14 protein-coding genes and 2 pseudogenes are annotated in these 20,365 nt (G+C 57.7%); 3 read left to right on the plus strand and 13 right to left on the minus strand.

The window, feature by feature from the left end; genetic code table 11:
* Positions 1 to 176: 176 nt before the first annotated feature.
* The 4 genes and pseudogenes from CIK75_RS07520 to CIK75_RS07540 form a co-directional block, all read right to left on the minus strand.
* Positions 177 to 494, minus strand: a pseudogene (locus CIK75_RS07520) (integrase core domain-containing protein); the annotation flags it as partial.
* Between the two features lie 387 nt (positions 495 to 881).
* Positions 882 to 1,931, minus strand: coding sequence for an IS110 family transposase (locus CIK75_RS07525; protein WP_096223511.1), 1,050 nt, complete (start codon positions 1,929 to 1,931; stop codon positions 882 to 884).
* Positions 1,932 to 2,377: 446 nt separating this feature from the next.
* Positions 2,378 to 3,481, minus strand: coding sequence for an IS110 family transposase (locus tag CIK75_RS07530; RefSeq protein WP_096223512.1), 1,104 nt, complete (start codon positions 3,479 to 3,481; stop codon positions 2,378 to 2,380).
* Positions 3,482 to 3,949: 468 nt separating this feature from the next.
* Positions 3,950 to 4,779, minus strand: a pseudogene (locus CIK75_RS07540) (transposase); the annotation flags it as partial.
* Between the two features lie 193 nt (positions 4,780 to 4,972).
* Here CIK75_RS07540 and CIK75_RS07545 point away from each other — a divergent pair.
* From CIK75_RS07545 to CIK75_RS07555, 3 genes are all read left to right on the plus strand, one after another.
* Positions 4,973 to 6,187: a CDP-glycerol glycerophosphotransferase family protein gene (locus tag CIK75_RS07545; protein ID WP_096223513.1), complete on the plus strand. Its 1,215-nt coding sequence runs from the start codon at positions 4,973 to 4,975 to the stop codon at positions 6,185 to 6,187.
* Positions 6,188 to 6,270: 83 nt separating this feature from the next.
* Positions 6,271 to 9,873, plus strand: coding sequence for a CDP-glycerol glycerophosphotransferase family protein (locus CIK75_RS07550; protein ID WP_096223514.1), 3,603 nt, complete (start codon positions 6,271 to 6,273; stop codon positions 9,871 to 9,873).
* Positions 9,870 to 11,372, plus strand: a complete 1,503-nt coding sequence (locus CIK75_RS07555; protein WP_096223515.1) for a CDP-glycerol glycerophosphotransferase family protein — start codon at positions 9,870 to 9,872, stop codon at positions 11,370 to 11,372. Before CIK75_RS07550 ends, CIK75_RS07555 begins: the two co-directional genes overlap by 4 nt.
* A gap of 38 nt (positions 11,373 to 11,410) precedes the next feature.
* On the opposite strand, the gene CIK75_RS07560 is transcribed toward CIK75_RS07555, so the two are convergent.
* The 9 genes from CIK75_RS07560 to galU all read right to left on the minus strand — a co-directional run bounded on the left by CIK75_RS07560 (position 11,411) and on the right by galU (position 20,333).
* Complete coding sequence (locus CIK75_RS07560) at positions 11,411 to 12,838, minus strand: bifunctional cytidylyltransferase/SDR family oxidoreductase (RefSeq protein WP_096223516.1); 1,428 nt, start codon at positions 12,836 to 12,838, stop codon at positions 11,411 to 11,413.
* Positions 12,839 to 12,927: 89 nt separating this feature from the next.
* Positions 12,928 to 13,389 (minus strand): adenylyltransferase/cytidyltransferase family protein, encoded by a 462-nt coding sequence (locus CIK75_RS07565; protein ID WP_086998709.1) that lies wholly within the window; start codon positions 13,387 to 13,389, stop codon positions 12,928 to 12,930.
* A 154-nt stretch (positions 13,390 to 13,543) separates the two neighbouring features.
* Positions 13,544 to 14,446 carry a glycosyltransferase gene (locus CIK75_RS07570; protein WP_096223517.1) on the minus strand — a complete coding sequence of 301 codons (903 nt, stop codon included), beginning with the start codon at positions 14,444 to 14,446 and terminating at the stop codon, positions 13,544 to 13,546.
* Positions 14,447 to 14,455: 9 nt separating this feature from the next.
* Positions 14,456 to 15,088, minus strand: a complete 633-nt coding sequence (locus CIK75_RS07575) for a CDP-alcohol phosphatidyltransferase family protein (RefSeq protein ID WP_343251891.1) — start codon at positions 15,086 to 15,088, stop codon at positions 14,456 to 14,458.
* Positions 15,089 to 15,276: 188 nt separating this feature from the next.
* On the minus strand, positions 15,277 to 16,347 hold the full coding sequence (locus tag CIK75_RS07580) for a glycosyltransferase family 2 protein (protein ID WP_096223519.1): 1,071 nt from the start codon (positions 16,345 to 16,347) through the stop codon (positions 15,277 to 15,279).
* Positions 16,344 to 17,066, minus strand: coding sequence for an ABC transporter ATP-binding protein (locus tag CIK75_RS07585; protein ID WP_241895356.1), 723 nt, complete (start codon positions 17,064 to 17,066; stop codon positions 16,344 to 16,346). The genes CIK75_RS07580 and CIK75_RS07585 overlap by 4 nt, the downstream gene beginning before the upstream one ends.
* A gap of 301 nt (positions 17,067 to 17,367) precedes the next feature.
* A complete protein-coding gene (locus CIK75_RS07590) occupies positions 17,368 to 18,213 on the minus strand; it encodes an ABC transporter permease (protein WP_086998699.1) in 846 nt (281 codons plus the stop codon).
* A gap of 13 nt (positions 18,214 to 18,226) precedes the next feature.
* Positions 18,227 to 19,291, minus strand: coding sequence for an LCP family protein (locus CIK75_RS07595; protein WP_241895357.1), 1,065 nt, complete (start codon positions 19,289 to 19,291; stop codon positions 18,227 to 18,229).
* Between the two features lie 139 nt (positions 19,292 to 19,430).
* A complete protein-coding gene (gene galU, locus CIK75_RS07600; protein ID WP_096223521.1) occupies positions 19,431 to 20,333 on the minus strand; it encodes a UTP--glucose-1-phosphate uridylyltransferase GalU in 903 nt (300 codons plus the stop codon).
* Between the last annotated feature and the right edge of the window lie 32 nt (positions 20,334 to 20,365).

Genomic DNA, 20,365 nt, shown 5'->3' on the forward strand with positions numbered 1-20,365 from the left:
CGTCATTACGGGTCTTCGGATTGAAGTGTGTTGATTGAAAAGTAGGCCAGTGGGTGTGACAAATGACAGGGAAGAAGGATCGGAGCCCCATAATCGGAAGTGACAAAACAAGCAACCAACAGAGACTCCGACCATCCCCGATCCTACAGATTAGGTCCGCGTTAGCAGTCCAGTGGCTATGCGATAGCTAGTTGGTTCTCTGCAATCCCGCGATCCCAGTGTCTGAACGGCGTCATTCCGCCAAGGGATCCATGAGGACGTTCATGATTGTAGATATCTTTCCACTCGTCGGCTAAGTACTTTGCCTCGGCCATCGTCTCCTTGATTTCTCCGGTCAGTTGTTCCCTTCTGAACTGCACATTGAATGATTCAGCGAAACCGTTCTGCCACGGTGATCCTGGATCAATAAACGCAGCATTGCCCCCGGCAGTGTCGCACCAGTCGATCAGCGCAGCAGCTGTAAATTCCGGCCCGTTATCGGACAGTACGTAAGCTGAACATTCGCCTCTGTGGGCTCCACCTGTGGTGCGGGTCAGCACCATGTCCCGGGATTGCGATTGGCGCAGTTGAGCACCAGTGCCGGCACGGACGAGCAGCATCTCATTAGGCTCCTTTCACCACGTTGGCGAGTCGCGCTGGACGGTAGCGTGAGTCTGGACAGACAAAGCCTTGAGATTCACCGTCCACGAAGGGATGAGGTTCCACACCACCTACCCGGGCAGTACAACTGATATGTGGGCACGAGTTGTCAAGAGGCAGAGGTGAGCGGTCCGCGGCTGGTTGTCGTGGACCGCTCTTTTCGTTCCCGTCGCCTGGTGGTGGTCCTGGGCTGGCGCGTCTTCTACGACGGCGCTGTCAGACTGACCCTTCTATGGGTTGGGTCAAGCCATGAGGGCATTGATTTTGCGGAAGAGTTGCCGGGCGATGAACCTTTTCAGGCAGCGACGTATTTCACGCTTAGTCTTTCCCTCTTCCGTGCGTCGCTTGATGTAATCCTTCGTCGCCGGATCGAAGCCCATCCTGCTGCGGGCGATGGTATCGATGGCCTGGTTGAGCTGGCGATCACCTGAGCGGTTGAGGCGGTGGCGGACGATGTTCCCGGAACTAGCTGGAATCGGGTTGACCCCGGCGAGGGCAGCGAACGCGGCCTCCGATCTGACCCTGCCGTGATGAGAATACACGCAGAGCATGATGGCAGCCGTCACGGGCCCGACGCCTGGGACCTCGAGCAGCCCGGGTGCCATCTTCTCGACGACATCCGTGAGGCTGGCACGATTGGATTCCAGTTCCCGGCTCGCATATTTCACGGCCCGGGCCAGGCGCTTTGCTTCGGTGCGGGCAATGCTGATAGCTAGGGGCTCTGCATGGCGTGAGCGCCAGGAACCGATGGTGTCTATCTGCTGGTCGGTGAGGGCCTTGCGGGCATCAAGGTCCAGATCGCAAGTCCGGGCCAACGCAGTCAACGCGTGGCGATCGGCGTTGCGTTGTCCATCGAGTGCACGTCGAGCATTCAACAGGATGCGCAAGGCATTGCGCTGGCCCTCAGCCCTCGGACGGATCAGAGCGCTGGTATCGGCGCCCAGGACCGCACGGGCGCCGGCGATTGCGTCGATGTCATCGGACTTGCCACGACCGACACGGGATCGCCGGCGAGGGGGCCTGACGTCGCATACCGGAAGCCGTGCGGCGGTCAGGGCCCTGGTCAGGCCCGCACCGTATGAACTGGCACCTTCGACGGAGAACAACAACGATTCACCGCTTGTTCGGCGTGAGGCCCATGCCAGGGCCCGTGAAATACCGGCCGGGCTAGTGGGGAATGTTCCGGTGACAGTGACGTGGCCGGTGGTCGAGGCCAGGATCGCGTAGGTATGCGTTTTGGCGTGGGTATCGACCCCGACGACATGGGTGAATTCCTCGGCAACGGTGCTCATCGTGTTGGTTTCCTTCCCTCGGGACTGTTTCAATGCAGCAGCCCGCGGTGGTTCACGCCAAGGCACATCTCTAACGAGTCACGACCTGCTCGGGTCGGACAACCTTCCATCAGGCCATCGGAGTGGACAGGGCCGGTGCCATCCCGAACCAGATGGACGAGTCAGTATCAAGACACTGCCCGCAGGCGAGGTCAGATATACGCTGAGTCACATCCAGCCGGAATGCCACCAGTCTGCCAGCCGGCCACGGGCCAGCCACTACCCATTAGAGATATACGCGGGTTGGTTACCGCAGGACGAGGTGTTCGGCTGGAGGGTGACCGCTGGTCTAGGAACATCGGGCATCACCGGCAGCCGCCGGTGGCCGCCGGTGGCCCATAGGTGTATCGCGGGTTTCCTCCACGCTGCCAAGCCGGATGATCACCGGTAGGCGACGGGACGTTTAGTTACTCAGCTGGCCATGGGTGCTCCCGCTGTACTCGTGCGGCCAGGGACCAGCACCACCCGGCCAATTCCCGGGCGACGGCCACGTTGGCGATCACCCGGCGCTTCTTGCGGGCCTCGAACTTCTCCCACTGGTGATGCAGCCGGTGATTGCCCTGATGGCCACGGACCCGGGAGGCTTCATCGGCTTTATCCCAACGTGCCCGCATCTCTCGGGAGGGCTGGTAGTTGCGCCGGTGGTGCCAGGCCGCCTCGACCAGCAGCCGGCGGGCATGGGTGTTCCCGGTCTTCGTGATCGAGCCCAAGGAACGCGATGCCCCTGAGGAATGCTCGGATGGCACCAAGCCGAGGTAGGCGCCGATGGTCTTGCCGGTGAACCGGTACCAGTCCCCGACCTCGACGGCCAACCCGAACGCGGTCAGTACGCTGATTCCACGCAAACACATCAGGGCATGCACGACTTCGGCGTAGGGATCGGTCTCGGCTAGGGCCGTGATCCGGATATCGAGACGGTTCCTCCGGTCCAAAGTCATTTCCACCGTCTCCAGGCAAGTGTCGTAAGCAGCCTGCAGGGAAGGGTCCTTGAAGCGCTGCTGGTGCAGCCACGTATGGTGCACGTTCGTCCACGTAGTGCCTCCGGAATAAACGATCCCGTGGCGCAGCAACAGCTTGGAAAGCCGGTGCCTGGCCCGCATCAGATCTGAGCGGACGTCTTCCCGGGCTCGGGCCAGGTCGCGTGCTGCTTCACGGCCGGAATCTGAAACCGCGACTGCGGTGATCTGATCCAGCAGGTTCAGCCGTGCAAGATGCTCAGCATCGCGGGCATCGGTCTTGACCCGATCCCCCGGCGGACGTTGGAGTTTCGACGGGGCTGCGACCACGCACGTGAACCCTGCCGCCTCCAAGGCCCGGGCGAGACCGAAACCAGTCGGGCCGGCCTCGTAGACAACGCGAACCGGAGGGCTCAGGCCCCTGACCCAGTCCACGACTCCGGCATTGTTTGCTGCCAGGCGTTGGCGTTTGATCTCACCGGTGCGTTGATCGATTGCGCAGCCCAGGATGGACCGGGCATGGACATCCAGACCGACGTAGGTACGCTGATTCATGACTGGAACCTCCAGACGTTCAAATGTGGCTCTACCAGTCCACACCCGCCCGGCTGGACGGGAAAGAACGCAGGGCTGGCAATCCACGCCGATCTTTGAACCCGGGGTTCCAGTCCTAGGACACTGCCAGGGTGCTTACTTCATATTGTCTAGAGGTACCCCGAAACCCGTGCTCGCCAGCGGAAAGTCGACGGTCTTCTGCACGCAGTATCAGTAGAAGGACTGGTACCAGTTGCTCGGCTCCGGCGTTGTCCACGCGGACGCAATCATGGACCGCATCATCCACGACACGGTCCGGGTCGAAACTGGCAACTACAACATGCGGAAGCATACGGTGCTGGGCGGCGTCTAATCCATGGCGGAGAGCATCGGTGGCTCTATGTCAGAACGTTACTGGTGCTCTCTCGCACGATCGGTGGTGCTGAGTCGCACGATCGGGTGGGGCTCAAAACCTCAAATACTCAAAGCCGGGGCAATGCCGGTTTCGGCGATGATGTCCTCTAGAACGGCGACCACATCAGTGGCCGTGAACGAACGTCTGGGGATGATCGCCAGGGCGGTTCGAGTGAACTCATCGATAACGTTGAAAAACCGGATATGCCAGCCGCATGGGATCGTATCGGATGGGAAGTCAAAACTGACCACATGCATCGGATACTCGGGCCTGAGCCTCTTCTGCTCCCCGGCGCAGGGTCCGCTGCGGCGCTTCTTCCGTGCCTTGGGGTTGCAGGTGAGTCCCTCCAGGCGCCAGAGCCGGCGTAGGCGCTTCTTGTTCAGCGCTACCCCGTGCCACTGCGGCTGCTCGAGCAGGTGCCAGCGTGCTTTACGCCAGCACCATGCGAGATACGTCTGAGCCACGGCACGTAGATCAGCCCGCAGTTGGGCCTCTTCGAAGCTGATCATCGGTCGGCCTTTGCACAGGGCTGAGCGATTCTGGCCCAGGACAGTGCACGCGAGCCTTTCGGAAGCCCCGAACTTCTCCTGCGCCATACGCACAGCACGGCGGCGTGGTTCGGGGCTTAGAATTTTCCCCGCTCCACCTCACTCAGAATGTCATTGGCCAAGACCTGATCGGCAAAAAGCTTCTTTAGCCTGGCATTCTCCTTTTCGATGTCTTTCACAGCCTTAGTCTGGCCGGCGTTCTTCTCGGATCCGTGCTGCTGAAGCCACCAGTACCAAGTCGCTTCAGTGATCTGTAGTTCCTTGATGACCTCGATCATCGGGCGCCCGTCGTTGAGCATCTTCTGGCCCTGCCGGACCTTCGCGATGACCTGATCAGGGTTATGTTTAGGTGCCATATCTATGAATTTCCTCCTGCATCCATTAGCGAATGCGAAACTCACATAGTCACCGGGCTTCTACCAAGAGACCCAACCAACACGACCGCAACCTTCGTAAAGTACTATGACGGACAGCGGCTTCCTCACCGACGGAACGCGCTGGAATTCATCTATGTAACCAACTTTGGTGCTGGGGAACTAAACTGGTCAGATGCCAATAGGGATTCGCCTCTCCACCGCGTGCAAGCGGCTGACAACGCAAGTCAGTTCCATGGTTTTCGCACCAGTGGTAAGAGCACGCATCAGGCGTCGAGAGCAGGTGCCGCCCAGGATAAGTCCCTTCGCCGTATATTTTGCAGACACCCCAGATGCGGCCTACCAGCTCGAGCAATGGATTCCAGCCCTACAACATCTCAGCGCCGTGGGAACCCCGGTCACACTTCTAATCACCAATTCGAACTCAGCGAACCTGCTGTCAAACGCGGGTAACTTGCCGATTTCTCTCTGCCCCCAAGCTGCAGATGTCGAGAATTTCGTAAGAAAGCACAACGTCCATGTCCTGTTCTACGTTAATAATAACCAAGCGAATTTCACGCCGTTACGGATCAACAGAGTCGTACATGTACACCTCAGCCATGGTGAGAGTGAAAAGTCGTCCATGGTGTCGAACCAGCTAAAAGCCTACGACTTCGCTTTCATCGCCGGGGCGGCAGCCAGGGAACGAATCCTTACCCATATTCAAAGAATCGATCCGTCGGCCTTGGTCGAGATCGGTCGACCTCAATTGGATTTCCGTGCTTCTGCCCGCCCAGTGCCTAGTGATCAAACGGAGGTTCTCTACGCCCCCACGTGGGAAGGAGACAGCCCCGCCATGGCATATAGCTCATTGACGGGTAGTGGACGGAAATTGATCCAGTTGCTTGCCGCGGACAACCGCGTACGCCTCACCTTTCGCCCTCATCCAAAGCTCGGTACACGTTCGAGGGAACATGCCGAAGCTTTGCGGCAGATCCGCCATCTGCTCAGATCCACAAGCAAGGTCGAGCCGCCCAGATCCAGAACACAGCCCGCGATCGACTCCACCAGTGATATTTCGCGAGCAGACGTGGTGATTACGGATGTGTCAGCCATGGCCATGGACTCCGTAGGACTCAACAAACCAACGTTGGTTCTGACCGCATCGGCAGCAGCAACCGCTGGTGCTACTAATCATCTAGTATCAGCCGTGCCTACCTGGTCCGATGTTCCGGTTGATGCCGTTCAACGGATACTTAAGCTGGCTCGTGAGGGAGCAGCTCAAGAGCAAGACCGTTTCCGTCAGCATATCTTCGGACCCGACGAACTCGGGAGTGGCACCGAGCGCTTCATCCGTGCTTCTCAGGACCTACTTTCTCTTCCTTCAGTCGGTTTGTCCGATGTGCCTTAGAGCGGGGTTGGTTGTATAAACTCCCGGACAATAGCAGATACGTTTATAGCCATGTCAGTTTCAGCATTGAGGAACCTATTCAATTGACACAGATTCACGATCGCCTGGCTCCCGCCCGTGCCCACACCTGGCTACGGATCCAGACAATTGTCACTCTGCTAATTGTTGTAGCGGTCTTGGCAACGACTTTGCTAGTCGCCATTGAACACGCTGACAAACAATCGTGGGGCTGGCTGCTCGGCTTATCTTGGGCGTCTGTCATTGCCCTCATCGTGCTTTTCCCTAGACGGGACTTCCGGCCAGGCCTCGGCCGGTATACAGCCGTTCGAGCGGGGTTGTTGGCTTCCATCGGCATCCTTGCAGCATCCACTTCTCCGTCAGACTTCGAATCCCTCTTCGTCACGCTCACAGTTCTGGTGGGGGCGGGAACCATCGTGGGGGAACGTGTGCTGCGCCGCTTCGGACTCGGTGGCGGCCACGCAATTCTCAGCCTCCCCGGAGCACCAACAGCCCCGCGCGTCTGGCGCATGACACTGACCATCGTCTATCTCCAACTGGCCTTTCTCGGCTATGGGGTTCTGGTTGCGGCCATGGATCTCTCGGCCCTTGGGTGGTTCTTCCTTGGGCTCGTTATCTCCTCGCTCATGTTGATGCGTGCCGTCAGCGTCTTCTTTCGGCGCCGCTACAACGGAAAGACCGAGCGCGAACTCCACTCCCTGCTCACGGAATATGCGCCGGAGTTCGCCATCTACGCAGCACGTCCGGACGATGCCTCCTACCAGGTCGCCATGTGGCTGCCGTACCTGGAACGTACGGGAAAGAAATTCATCATCGTCACCCGAGCAGAGGGACCTTCGCACGCACTGGCTAAAATCACTGATGCACCAATTGTAATGCGCCGTAGGCTGGCGGACCTTGACGACCTCGTGGTGCCCAGTCTCAGCACGTTCTTCTACGTCAACGCCTCATCTGGAAATGGTGCCATGGTGCGCTACAGCCAGTTCACCCATGTCTATCTCGGTCACGGAGATTCGGATAAGGCACCCTCGTACAACCCGACACATGCCATGTACGACCAGATCTACGCCGCGGGACCCGCTGCAACTAGGCGATATGCAGCACACGGTGTACTGCTGGACCCCGGTAAGTTCACCATCGTCGGTCGGCCCCAACTAGAGACGCTCGAACCGGCTACCTCCACACTCACGGATCAGCCCACTGTCCTGTATGCCCCAACTTGGCGTGGCCATGTGGATGAAACGTTCCTTCATTCGATTCCATCAGCTCCAGGAATCATCGCCGCCTTATTGGAACGTCACGTCCGGGTCGTCTTTAGACCCCATCCGTTCAGCTACCAGTTCGAGGAGGACGCAGCGATCATCGCCCGGGTCCATGAGTTGCTTCGCGCAGACACACAGTCCAGCGGCATAAAGCACCTGTACGGCGAGGCTGCAGAGCAGGAATTGGGCGTCATCGAGTGCATGAATCTCTCGGACGTGATGATTTCCGACGTATCCAGTGTCGTTTCAGACTACCTGTATTCATACAAACCCATGGCGATGGTCGTAGTGAACACGCCATTAGAGGCTTTCCGAGACGAATATCCGATTGCCCGCGCTGCGTACCTGCTCCAGTCTGACCTGCGCAATATCAACGCCGTCCTCGACCAACTGCTCAAAGACGACTCTATGCGCGCGCGTCGGCTCGAGCTGCGTTCAGACTATTTGGGTGATTTCCCCAACGATGGCTACTCGTCGGTCTTCGTCGACGCCGCCGTCGCCACCATAGAACAACATCCGTCCAGCCAGCAGATGGAATCTGTTGAGGCCGCCACGGCAGATATGACTACATCGGCAACGGCCGACGAATCTGGGCCCGATGACGACGATGAGGATCAACCCAGCGATTCAGATGACGTTCCACTCCTGGATACTGAAGCCTTAGAGAAGGCAAAGGACCGTAGGCGTCAGCGCCGGCGCGCGCGCAGGGTGCGCAATAAAGCACTACGGATGGCCCGACATTTCCTGCCGGATGTGCTGGCCTCAGCAGCTCTGGGAGCAGCGGCGGTTTTCGGGGTCAGCAGCTTCGCCTTCCTCGTACCAGCCATACTCTCGCTGACGATCTTCGTCTATCTCCACCGCCGTGGCTTCAAAAGCCAAGCATGGATGAACCGCGCGCTGGGTTCCATGCCCATTGCTAGGAGCCTAATTGCCGTAACCCTCCTAGCCGGTATGGCCACCTCAGGGCAAGGATGGGCCTCCATCGTTGGCCCGGCCTTGGCGTTCCTCGCCATCAGCCTCGAAGGGCAAGCCGTATCCACGTGGCGCGCAGAGGGGCTTCAGTCAAGAAACCTCCCTGGTACAGAAGCAGCGGTTCCACTAGCATTTGCCCGCGGCTGGGCTGGGATGGTTTCTGCTTTGGCTCTGGCAGCGATGACTATCAGTGCAGCACTATTCCCACTCTGGGGATCCCTCCAGCTAGTTTTCGGGACACTCTCTCTGGGAGTCACCACTTACGTTCTGGTGCGAGGCATACACCGCCGATACGTGAACTTGTCATTGGAAGCGCGGCTTCCCGAGCTGGTGGAGAACTATGCCCCGCGCTTCTGCGTGTATTTTGCTTCGAACGTCGGCGTGTCTTACCAGCTGGGTATGTGGGTGCCCTATCTCGACCGGCTTGGCCAGCCATACATCATCATCGCCAGGGATCTCAGGATGGCTCGAGCGGCTGCTAAAGTCACCGAATCTCCCGTGATCTATCGTAAGACCCTTGGATCGCTCGAAGCCGTCCTGGTGCCGGGCCTGACCACGGCCTTCTACGTGAACAACGCAGTCAAGAACACCCATTTAATTGAACATCGGGAACTGACCCACGTATGGCTGAATCATGGAGATTCGGAAAAGGCCGCTTGCTATAACCCTGTCCATGGAATCTACGACCGTATTTTCGCCGCAGGTCAGGCGGGGATCGACAGGTATGAACGTCACGGGGTCACCATCCCACGGGAAAAGTTCGAGATCGTCGGTCGTCCCCAAGTCGAGGCAATCACTCGCCGTCGTGATGTTCTTGATGAGGCGAAGACGGTCCTCTACGCGCCAACATGGAGAGGGCCATACGCAGATACGGCTGTGTACTCGCTCCCGCTGGGCGTCCACATCGTCCAAGCCCTACTCGACCGTGGGTGCACCGTCATTTTCCGGGCCCACCCGTTCAACTACCGCTACCCAGACGCAGTACGCAGGATGCGCCGAATCCGCAACTTGTTGGCTTTGGACGCCGCAGAAACCGGACGCCAGCACATCTATGGCGCATCTGCGGAAAAGGACATGGGGGTGGTCGACTGTTTCAACGCCTCGGATGCCATGATCTCCGATGTCTCCGCCATGGTTTCTGATTTTTTGCAATCAGAGAAGCCCTTCGCCGTTGCCGCCATCAATCACACTCCAAAGCAGCTAGCAGCCGATATGCCTGCGACGTCGGGCGGCTATGTACTGCATGGTGACCTCGATAATCTTCAGGAAGTATTGAATCATCTGTTGAATGATGACCCACTGCTGCACCGCCGAGGACGCGTCCGGGAATATTACTTGGGTGACTTCCCGCCCGCCAGCTACGCCGATGGGTTCATCGACGCTGGAGCAAGAATCCTCAACGAGGCGGAATCGGCAGAGACTGAAGCACTGTGAAAACCTTGAAGACTGCACTTGTAGCGTCCATTCCAAGTACGATTTTTGCTCTTGCTATTGCAATAGCCCTATCGGGGGCTAAAGCGGTCGATGGAACTGAACGGCTCTGGGAAATAGCCATCGCAACGGGGATCGGCGTCGCGATGGCGCCGTGGCCTGGGCTGGCAGTGCTCGCGTCTTTTCGCGGCTGGCCAGCGGCCTACAACATTCAGCTTCCGCCGCCTCGCCAAGAATCACGGATCGTTACCATCACCGCCGTGGTCACAGGCCTTGTTGTCCTCGCTTATGCTTTCCTCGCCGTAGCGGGGGCGCAGCTAGCCCTGCGAGTTATCGTGGCCAGTATCGCCTTGGGTCTGGCTGTGGCCGCCGCTTGCAGGCTTGCTATGAAATTCCACCGTGCACGAAGGTATCGGCCGATCCTACGACGGGCTATCGAGGACTTCACCCCTCAGTACATTCTGTACATGGGACGTCGCGATGGGGGTGCCTACCAGATCAAACAATGGCTTCCCCAGATCCTGGCTATTACGCCGCGGGTTATCATCGTCGTCCGCGACCCCGAAGCTGCCAAACACCTCGCAACTTCCATCTCCTCTGAGATCCCCATTATCTCTTGTCGCGAAAACAAAGATCTGGACGACGTCATGCCGAGCTCCGTTCGGGCGGTCTTCTACGTGAATTCGGTCACGAATAATGCCAACATGGTCAGCTACCGGAACGTCAAGCACGTATATCTGGGCCACGGAGACTCCGACAAGGAGATTTCGGCGCACCCAGCACACCGGATGTACGACGCAATTTTCGTAGCCGGGCAAGCTGCCATAGATAGATACGCGACAGAAAATGTGAACCTCGACCCAGACCAGGCCCAGATCGTCGGACGGCCCCAATTGGAACGTGTCGACGTTCCGGCGTCCAGACGTGCCCCACAAACAGTGCTGTACGCGCCAACCTGGTCAGGGTACAACCAAGCAACTGCCCTGAGCTCGCTGAGTATCGCCGTACCGTATATCGCTGATCTCATGGCCCGCGGAATCACGGTGCTGTTCAGGCCCCATCCCTTCAGCCGCTTCTCTGCCAAAGATCAAAACGACATCGCAGAAATTGACAACCTCTTGGTTGACAAGAGACTGCGTCACCTTGGCTCCGAGGATACAGCCACCATGGATCTTCTGGACCTCTTCAATGCTTCCGATGCCCTCGTGACTGACGTATCCAGCGTGCTGGTGGACTATTTAGCATCACACAAGCCGGCAGCAGTGCTGCTACCCGCTCATAGCCGAGCGATCGCCGGACAGGACTCAGACATCGGTGCTAAGTTCCCGTCGGTCCAACATGCATACCTACCGACATCGCCCGATTCAGAGTCCTGGCACTTGTTCCTGGGGCCCGATCCGATGCGAAGTACCCGCGACGAGGCTACGGCCTACTACTTGGGTGGTACTTCGCCAGACGCCTTCCGCGAGGCAGTTCTATCCTTGCCGGCTTCTTCCACCTGAAGACAGGACTGGAAAGTTGGGCGTCCGGCTGTCTTCAGTTAAAAATCGTTGCCCTCGCCGAGTAGCGCCTTGGCGGACAAAGGATCATCTTTGCGTACATCGATGACGTGCCCCGTCCGCCCACCAATGAGGGTCTCCAAGGACGTCCGGGCCACCGTTTCCGAGGCCAAAAGGGAGTTGGGGTCCTCAGCTCCGAAGGCCTTCGTGCGCATCGGCGTTCCCGTTCGTTCAGGATTAACGCAATTAACCCGAATACGGTCTCCTGCCCACTCATCGGCTAGGGCTTGGGTCAGGTTCACTGTTGCTGCTTTGGCAGAGCTGTAAAGGCTGTAGCCCGATCTGCCACGCGTGTACGAACTCGAGGTAAAGAGCAGCAGTGAGCCCCCTGAGGCACGAAGGGCTGAGTGGAAGGCCTGAGCAATGAAGATCGGGGCCAGGTAATTAATCTCCGTGGCTTGGTAGACGGAGTCGTCAGTTTCATCGAGTAGTAGACCTCGCGGCAAGATCCCCGCCGTATTGACCACGAAGTCCACCCGACCGAGTTCTTCCAAGACTTCATCTCTGGCCTTGACGACATCTGCGCGGCGGTCGACATGCGTGTTGGTGGACGAACGAGAAAAAGTTCTCACCGTGCACCCGTGTTCCTCGGCCAGTGCGGCTATGTCCGCTCCGATGCCATACGCACCACCGAACACAACGGCGACCTTTCCGGTCAACGCCGAGCGCAGTTCATCATCATCGAAAGTTGCTCGTCCGTCTGCACTGTACAGCTGGAAAAGTTTATCGGCGACGAAGATATCGATGGGCTCCGTGACTTTCATGTTGCGCTCTTCACCCTGGACAACCCCGATATCCACCTCGGGTGAGTAGCGGAGAACAACACTGCAGTCATCCGTAGCGGTGAAATCCGGGTCGTGGGAAGCACCGACATATGCCTTTCGCAGGGTGCTTAGCTTGAAAGCTTGAGGCGTCTGACCACGACGTAGTGCCGCTCTTGGAGGCACCTCGGCAATGGTGGGGATCCCCTCGCCTCGCTGGTCGACTTCGATGATGGTATCCGCTGATGGAATCGCTACGTCAACGGCCTTGAACGTGTCCAAAGCGGTGACGACGTCGTCGAGCACGCGTTGGGATAGCAACGGACGCACCGCGTCATGAAGAATGACGTTACAATCCTCGTTGCCCATCGCGGCCAAAGCAGCTTGCGTTGTCTCGTTGCGGGTTCCCGAGCCCTCCAGCACTTGGGACACCTTTTTGAAGGTGTTTCGTTTGACGATAGACCGAACATCGTCAAGGTATCCCGGTGTCATCATAACGATGATTTCATCGATTTTGGCGCTTTCCTCAAAAATCGCCATTGTGTGTTCGATAATGGGACGTCCCGCGATTTTTATCAGTTGCTTCGGGATACCCAAGCCAACCCTCTCGCCGACTCCCCCTGCAAGAATCACACCAACATTACGCATATATTGACCATCCCTCGTCTAGAAAATATTGCAAGTACGATACTGAAACTCGCGGGAACTACCGTCACAGTCCCGCGTTGAGTATCTTTTTAACTCAGTTCCTTGACGATCTGGCTCAAGCTATCAAGGGTTCGTTTGAGTTCTGACACGTGCCGTTCATCGAACGCACTGAGGACACGCTTCATTTCGGTGGTCGAAATCCCTGAAGTCCGTGGCAGGTAGATCACGTCTACCTTGTCTTCCAGATCATCGAATTTGCCGCGCCAGTCGTCCCCGATCCCGAACACGTTGACATCGTATTTGGTGATATCTTCGCGTTTTTGTCCCCAGTTGTCTTCCGGGATTGCCTCGTCTACGTAACAAATCGAACGGACGATCTCCACTCGCTGATCGTAGGGGACGATTGGCTTTTTACCCTTGACCGCGTTGAACTCATCCGTTGATACGCCCACAATCAGGTGGTCCCCTTGTTCCTTGAGGCGCTTCAAGATGTTCAGATGCCCGATGTGGAAGAGGTCAAATGTGCCGTAGGTCAATACGGTCCTGGTCATGTTCTATTACCTGACGTCGAGGGCTATGGATCCATAACCACTTTAGACGAACCCTGCCTCTCGATCACGTTCCAAGCATCACGTGTTCCCAAAAGGCAGGTTTGGGAACTGCGCTGTTGCGGAGATCCGGCTCATCGGTGAAGCCCGGTCCCGTTCAGATAATCGGGGGACGACCAGCAAGGGTCATCCGGAGATGTGTACTCCACTTCAACTTGGGCCGCGGCCTTTGATACCAAGGGGAGGTGCGGTAGCCCGACAACAACCCGGCGAGGTGCTGGCGCAGGCCCTTGCGATCTTTCCGCAGGCGGACGATGTTGATCAGCGTCCACGACCCCACGTAGGCCCAGCTGAAAGGCCACCTCAGATTCCTACGTGCCAGCCAAACTCGGTTTCGGGCGTTCAGCCGATAAAATTCACCGTGCCGGCGTGGATCTACGACAGGGTGGAAGACTCGCAGGTCCCCTGCGTACCAGACACGATGGCCCGTATCCCACACACGCCAAGCCAACTCAATGCCTTCATGGGCATACCAAAACCCGCCAGCCCAACCACGGGTCGCCTCAAAAATCGCCCTGGGTAGGAGAAGACAGGTCTCCCCAACATGGAAGATATTGCTTGACTCCCCCGCCGTCTTTTTATTCAGGCGAGGAATCCAACGACGGGGCGATTCCTCGTTTTCCGGGTCGGCGATGCACGGCATCAGCATCCCCATATCCGGGTACTTCCGGAAACGGGTAACGGCATTTTGCAGAAAATCGATGTCTGGAAGCCACGAATCATCGTCGAGGAACAGGATGAATTCACCCCGAACGTGCGGCACGCCGGCATTACGCCCGGCTGGGATGCCTAGATTCTCCTCCAAGTAGACCGGGACAAACCATTCCGGTAGTCCTCCCGGCTGTGTTGCCGGGTCCCAGCCATTGCCGACAACGGCAACATCCAAGCGGACGCCTTCTTGTAATTGAAGCGAAGCGAATGCGCGTCGAAGTTCCTGCGGCCGGTCTCCCATGGTCAGGATCACGACGCCGACGCTGGGCTCTACATTCGTTGTGCCCATGAATGCCTCCTAAGCCCTGAGTCTGGATGATGCGAGGCTGGCTGCGAAATGCCCGAGATTCACGAAAAGGGTGACAGGCACGAGCAACCACAGCAACCAGCTTTCGGCAAGTCCTGAACTCCCGAAAATCGTGGATACGATGGTCGCTACCAGAAACAAAAGGCTCAATTCCACAGCGTGCAAGAGCCGGTGGAAGGGCAGGAAACGGGCGAGATTCCGCAACTTGCCCAACAGGGACGTCGACGGAATTGCCCGCGCATCCCCGGTATCGGGAAGTTTGCCGAGTCCAGCCATTCCGCGAGCAGCGTGGACCATCAGGCTCAAGGAGCGGTTGAGCACCAGAAGCAAGGCCACGATTGCGCCGATGAACAGCACCTGGTCATCGAGCCCGGCGGGGAGCCCCGCTTCGTTTCCAAGGGAAATCCGAGCCGCGAGGGCGATGGGTAGTAGCGCCTCGGTAGTATGGTGGCCGACCATGTCAATGAAAATGCCTTTGGGCCCCTGGGTTTCTCGCCATCGCGCGACTTCTCCATCGCAGCAATCAAAATATAGCTGCACTTGGGACAGCACGACAGCGATTAGGGGGCCCCAGATACCTGGAATCAGCAAGGCTGCGGACATACCCCAGCCGGCAAGAATCATGAGTCCCGTGACTCCGTTGGCACTGATCGGGGTTCGAACCAGTAATGCGGTGAGATAGATGGAGATATGTCGAAGGTATAGTTCCGCAGTCCAATGCTCGGCGTTACGTCTGGATCTGACCTCCGGGGGCTGACATACGGCACGAAGCTCATCCAACGACGGTCTTGCCGGTCGTGTTTCCGACGGGGTCATTCTGTACCCTCGGAGTTTTCTTCCAAGATCTTTACCGGTCGGCTCTGATCCGTGGTCTGGCCGGCCCCAAGAATTCGTCCACGGACAAAGCCGAAGGCCCAGGGAAAGTGGATGGTCGGTAAGACACGCAGCAGTTGGAGCCGCTCCAACCCGTTGCAGCATTTCGTCTGGACTGAAGCCGCTATGATCATTGCTCCATAGACCGCAGGGGCACTGCGCACGGCTCGTTGAATTAAGCGTCCTAGGCCTCTGAAATGATCTGAACGCACGAGCCACGACACGACTCCCGCCGCAACCGTTACGGCCATGATCGGCGGCGCGAAATGCCTAAATGACTTTCCTTCCGGATACCTACGAGCCAATTCCCCCCGCCAAACCCCGGAAGCGTAGCTTTGTGCGGCCAATCGACGGTAATCATCCCGAGGAAAATATGTCGTCTTCAGCAGTGGATCAAACCACACTTTTTCTCCGGCCTGTCGGATCCGGAGACACAGTTCCCAATCTTGTCCACGCCACAAGGACTCATCGTAGAAGCCGACTTCGTCGAAGATCGAGCGGCGAAAAACTCCAAGGTACGCCGATTCAGCCGGGCCTTCGGGAGCACCCGAGTGGTAAGCAGCTCCCCCCAGTCCCAGGGGCGAATTATAGGCAGCCGCGACGGCGCGTTGCAGAGAGTTGCGGCCTTGCGCGTCCATACGGCCGCCGACATCGGCCGCCCCACTGCGCAACAGGGTGTCCACACCGCGGCGTGTGTACTGGGGATCCAGAACGCTGTGCGCATCCACCCGGATGATGATGGGAGCCGTAGACGCCTTGATGGCGAGGTTCAGGCCTGCTGGAGTGCGTCCAATGGGGTTGTGAACCCACCGGACTCTCGGGTCTTCTAGTGCCATCTGCTCCACCACGGTCTCAGTCCCATCGTCGCTTGGGCCCAGAGCAAGGATGATTTCCTTGGGTCCATCGAAGTCCTGGGCGAGAATCCCTTGGACAGCGTCTCTGACGTACTCAGCCTCGTTCAGGACAGGCATGACGTACGAAACGGCTGTCTTTCGGTCGGGGAAATTCATTTCTTTGATTCCTTGTACGCCTTGACGACTTCCTCGGCGTCCCCGTCCATTTCCAGAACCCCCTGGTTGATCCATAGCACCCTGTTGCAGGTATCGAGGATGGACTTCATGGAATGCGATACGAGGAAGACTGTTCCGGCTTGTTCGCGGATCTGCCGGATACGAGCTTCACTCCGCTTCCGGAAACGCGCGTCGCCAACCGCCAACGCTTCGTCAACGATGAGAATTTCGTGCTGCTTAGAAGCCGCGATCGCGAACTTCAGACGAGCCGACATCCCGGAGGAGTACGTCCGCATGGGCAAGTCGATGAAGTCCTCAAGTTCAGCGAATTCAATGATATCGCTCCTCATCGCTTCGATTTCCCTGCGGTTATAGCCCAGGGCGAGCCCCCCGAGGGTGATGTTCTTATCCCCTGAAAGATCAGGAATGAGCGCGGCCCCCACGCCCAACATATTGGGACGAGAAGTCGCGTAGACGGCTCCCGATGCTGGAGGGGTCAGGCCCACGATGCTGCGCATCAGGGTGGACTTTCCTGAACCGTTGGAGCCGATGATCCCGATTGACTCGTTCTCATAGGCCGTGAAGGAGATCCCTTTCACCGCGTGTACCTCCCGCAGCCCGCGGGTTTTCGTCATCAGTCGTCGACCACCAGCCGAACCAGCGGACTTCCCACTGGAATAGACCTTGTACCGAACATGCAGGTCCTCCACGACCACCACCGGTCGTCGTCCGTCCGGGTGTGTATCAGCGGATTCGGGTACTGGAGAAACTGTCGCGGATTCGGTCTCCAGCGTCGCGTGTGCGGACTCTGCCTCTGACGATGCCGAGACAGGAGACGCCGTGTCTTTAGGTGGGATCTCGCTAGGAGGACCGCTGGGTGGTTCGACCTGGTGGTGGTTTCCCATGGAGTTCCGGCGTCTCCCCCGGAATGCTTCAGAGGCAGTATCCGCTTTCGTTCCGGCGCCGTCGGTTTCGACACGGTCCGCAGAACGTCGCCTCGGACGAATCAGATCGTCAAAATCAGTTGACTCGGCCATAACGCTCCTCTGCTACCCAAAAGAAAAGGATTCCGAAAATCAACAGCAGTACCGACCAAATGGACAGGTATGCCCAATACTCAATGGGGTATTCGGTGCCCATGATGCATCCGCGGGCGATCTGGAGCGTTTGATAGATCGGGTGGAAGTCGAAAAGTGTCACCATAACCGGGAGCATGCTCAGAATGCGATCCACCGAAAATAAAACACCGGACGTATAGAACAAGAGCCTATTGATCAATGGCAAAAGCTGAGTCAGGTCCCGCACATGCACGGTAAGTCGTGCGGCAACGAGGGCGACCCCGGTATTGAACAAGGTATAGATGCCTACGAGCGGCAAAACCAGTAGCCAGCTCCATGACGGTTTAGCACCCAGAATGAGGCAGTAGATATACATCACTCCCAGCATGGGCGCCAGAGTGAGTAGCTGCTGAAGAACGGTAGCCAAGGGAAGCGTAATACGAGGGAATGAGAGCGACTGCACCAGCGCAGTGTTTCCGGTAATCGACTTTGCGCCTTGATTCATCGACTGGCTGAAGAATTCGAAGAGGAAGACACCGATGACGACATACATCGGAAAGCCTGGCGGCCTGCTGTCACCCTGTAATAGCCCAAAAATAGCGCCATACATCAGCGCGTTCAAAGTCGGCTTCAGAACGACCCACAACATACCCAAACGGTTACGCCCGTTGCTGGCCTCGATCCGGCTACGTGCCAGTTCGAAGGCGAAGTCACGCCGCTCCCAGGCTTGCTTCAGGTAGGTAAGGAGGCGGGGTCTGGCTCCCACTCGGTGAAGCCCTTCGGGTCCCACTGAACCAATGACCGTCATGCGTTCAAACTCCTCATTTGGCCTTGGCTTCCAAATCTGATTCCAAATCTTCGAAGTAGGAGCCCATCGTATCGTGGCTCAGGGCTTCACCGACGTCAGCAACTGCTTGTTCATCTTCCAACACGATGGATTGCCCGTCCGCGCTCGTCGATGTACCTGCCGTTGGGAGGGTGAACAGGTGAACGTCTTTGGAACGCAACCCCTTGAATTGGATGGCCAATCCGGCAACGGTCCCTGCATCAAGCGAGTCGTCAAGTGATACATAGGGAGAGACCTTGTCGATGACCCTATAGACCTTGCTCGGATTAGTCAGAGTTTCGGACCGCAGGAGCTTATCCATGACGGCTTTCAAGAACGTTTGTTGGTTCTTCACTCGCTGGTAATCGCCATCGGAGAAGGACTTTCTTTCGCGGACAAAGCGGAGCGCGCGGTCTCCCTCTAAATCAATATTTCCTACCGGGTAGAAATAGTCGGTGTCGTTCGCCGTGAAGGGAATCTCATTCTTCACTGTCACGCCACCCAGCGCGGTGGTGAGGTCTCGGAACCCTTGGAAGTCCACCACGGCGACGTGATCGATTTTAGCGTCGAACAAGCCTTCAAACGTTTGAACCACCAAGGGGACTCCCCCGAAAGCCATCGCCGCGTTGATCTTGTGCTTCCCATGGCCCGGAATCTCCAGCCACGTATCGCGCATGACTGACATGACGTAGATACCATTGCGGTCCGCCGGAACGTGCACGAGCATCATCGTGTCAGAGCGCTGACCGGTACCACCAGTGTCGATGACGTCTTCGGTGACCTGATTTGCGCCACCGTGGTCCGCACCCATCAGTAAGATGTTCATGGATTTATCGCCCGGATCCTTCACAGGCCGAAGCGACTCTTCCGGAAAAGCTGAGCCCAACTCGGGGGTCTGATCATCGAACGTGTTGGCGAGCGTGAATAAGTATCCGCCGGCGACTAGAGCGGCGACCACAATCAGCGCCACCAACGACAGAATGACGGCGCGTACTGGGTGTTTTTTCCGCGGCGACATTCGGCGCGGGGCATACCCAGATTCAGGCTGCGTACTTTTCAAGTCTTCTCCCGTAGGGGACGCCGGCTATGAAATGGCCCAAATTTGGCCGCGACGATGCCCGAATCAAGTGGATGGTCGTTAGCAAGCCAGTCTAGCGTCATTGGAAGACTGGATTCGCTCAGATTAGATTCAGCTGAACCTAGGAATCTAGGTCCGCAACGAACTCCTTGAGCCACGGAATCAGTCGTTCGCCGATATCCGGCCGTTCTGCCGCGAGGCTGATGACAGCTTGGATATAGGAGAGCTTATCTCCCGTATCGTATCTACGACCGCGGAAAATGACGGCATGCACACCACCGCCGGGCTGATGCGAGGCCGCTAGTTCCTGCAGTGCGTCGGTCAACTGGATTTCGTTGCCGCGGCCGGGCTCAGTCCTCTCCAGCACTTCAAAAACAGAAGGATGCAGCACGTAGCGGCCGATGACCGCCAAATTGGACGGCGCTTCTTCAGGGTTTGGCTTCTCGACCAGTCGATTAACCTTGACGTAGCCCTCACCGTCGATGGCGGTGACGTCGGCACATCCATAGGCTCCAATCTGCGCAGGATCAACTTCCATCAACGCAATCACAGACCCGCCGGTATTTTGTTGGACCTTGATCATGTCGCTGAGGAGGTCATCCCGTTCGTCGATGAGGTCGTCTCCTAAGAGAACAGCGAAAGGGTCATCTCCCACGTGGAGTTTGGCACGCAGCACAGCGTGCCCTAACCCCTGTGGATCTCCCTGGCGAATGTAGTGGATCTCTCCGAGGTCAGTCGCCTCTTGGATCAACGCGAGCTTCTCCGTGTCGCCCTTCTCCGTCAAGACCTGCTCAAGATTAGGGACCCGGTCAAAATGATCTTCAAGGGCTCGTTTACTTCGTCCAGTGATCATCAAAACGTCGTCCAAGCCTGCCTTCGCTGCCTCGGCGACGACATATTGGATGGCTGGTTTATCGACAACGGGGAGCATTTCCTTGGGCATCGCCTTGGTAGCCGGCAAGAAACGGGTCCCCAAGCCCGCCGCCGGAATCACTGCCTTGGTGATGCGCTTCGCTTCAGTCATGCTCCGACTTTACAAGACCTCGAGGGTTTCGG

Origin of the sequence: Glutamicibacter sp. BW78, from assembly GCF_002332245.1 — a bacterium.
Taxonomy (GTDB): Bacteria; Actinomycetota; Actinomycetes; order Actinomycetales; family Micrococcaceae; genus Arthrobacter_H; species Arthrobacter_H rhombi_A.

Excerpts from the sequence above, each read along its gene's own strand:
- CIK75_RS07525 (WP_096223511.1), bottom strand. The coding sequence starts at position 1,931 with ATGAGCACCGTTGCCGAGGAATTCACCCATGTCGTCGGGGTCGATACC.
- CIK75_RS07530 (WP_096223512.1), bottom strand. The coding sequence starts at position 3,481 with ATGAATCAGCGTACCTACGTCGGTCTGGATGTCCATGCCCGGTCCATC.
- CIK75_RS07545 (WP_096223513.1), top strand. The coding sequence starts at position 4,973 with ATGCCAATAGGGATTCGCCTCTCCACCGCGTGCAAGCGGCTGACAACG.
- CIK75_RS07560 (WP_096223516.1), bottom strand. The coding sequence starts at position 12,838 with ATGCGTAATGTTGGTGTGATTCTTGCAGGGGGAGTCGGCGAGAGGGTT.
- CIK75_RS07565 (WP_086998709.1), bottom strand. The coding sequence starts at position 13,389 with ATGACCAGGACCGTATTGACCTACGGCACATTTGACCTCTTCCACATC.
- CIK75_RS07570 (WP_096223517.1), bottom strand. The coding sequence starts at position 14,446 with ATGGGCACAACGAATGTAGAGCCCAGCGTCGGCGTCGTGATCCTGACC.
- CIK75_RS07575 (WP_343251891.1), bottom strand. The coding sequence starts at position 15,088 with ATGATTCTTGCCGGCTGGGGTATGTCCGCAGCCTTGCTGATTCCAGGT.
- CIK75_RS07580 (WP_096223519.1), bottom strand. The coding sequence starts at position 16,347 with ATGAATTTCCCCGACCGAAAGACAGCCGTTTCGTACGTCATGCCTGTC.
- CIK75_RS07590 (WP_086998699.1), bottom strand. The coding sequence starts at position 18,213 with ATGACGGTCATTGGTTCAGTGGGACCCGAAGGGCTTCACCGAGTGGGA.
- galU (WP_096223521.1), bottom strand. The coding sequence starts at position 20,333 with ATGACTGAAGCGAAGCGCATCACCAAGGCAGTGATTCCGGCGGCGGGC.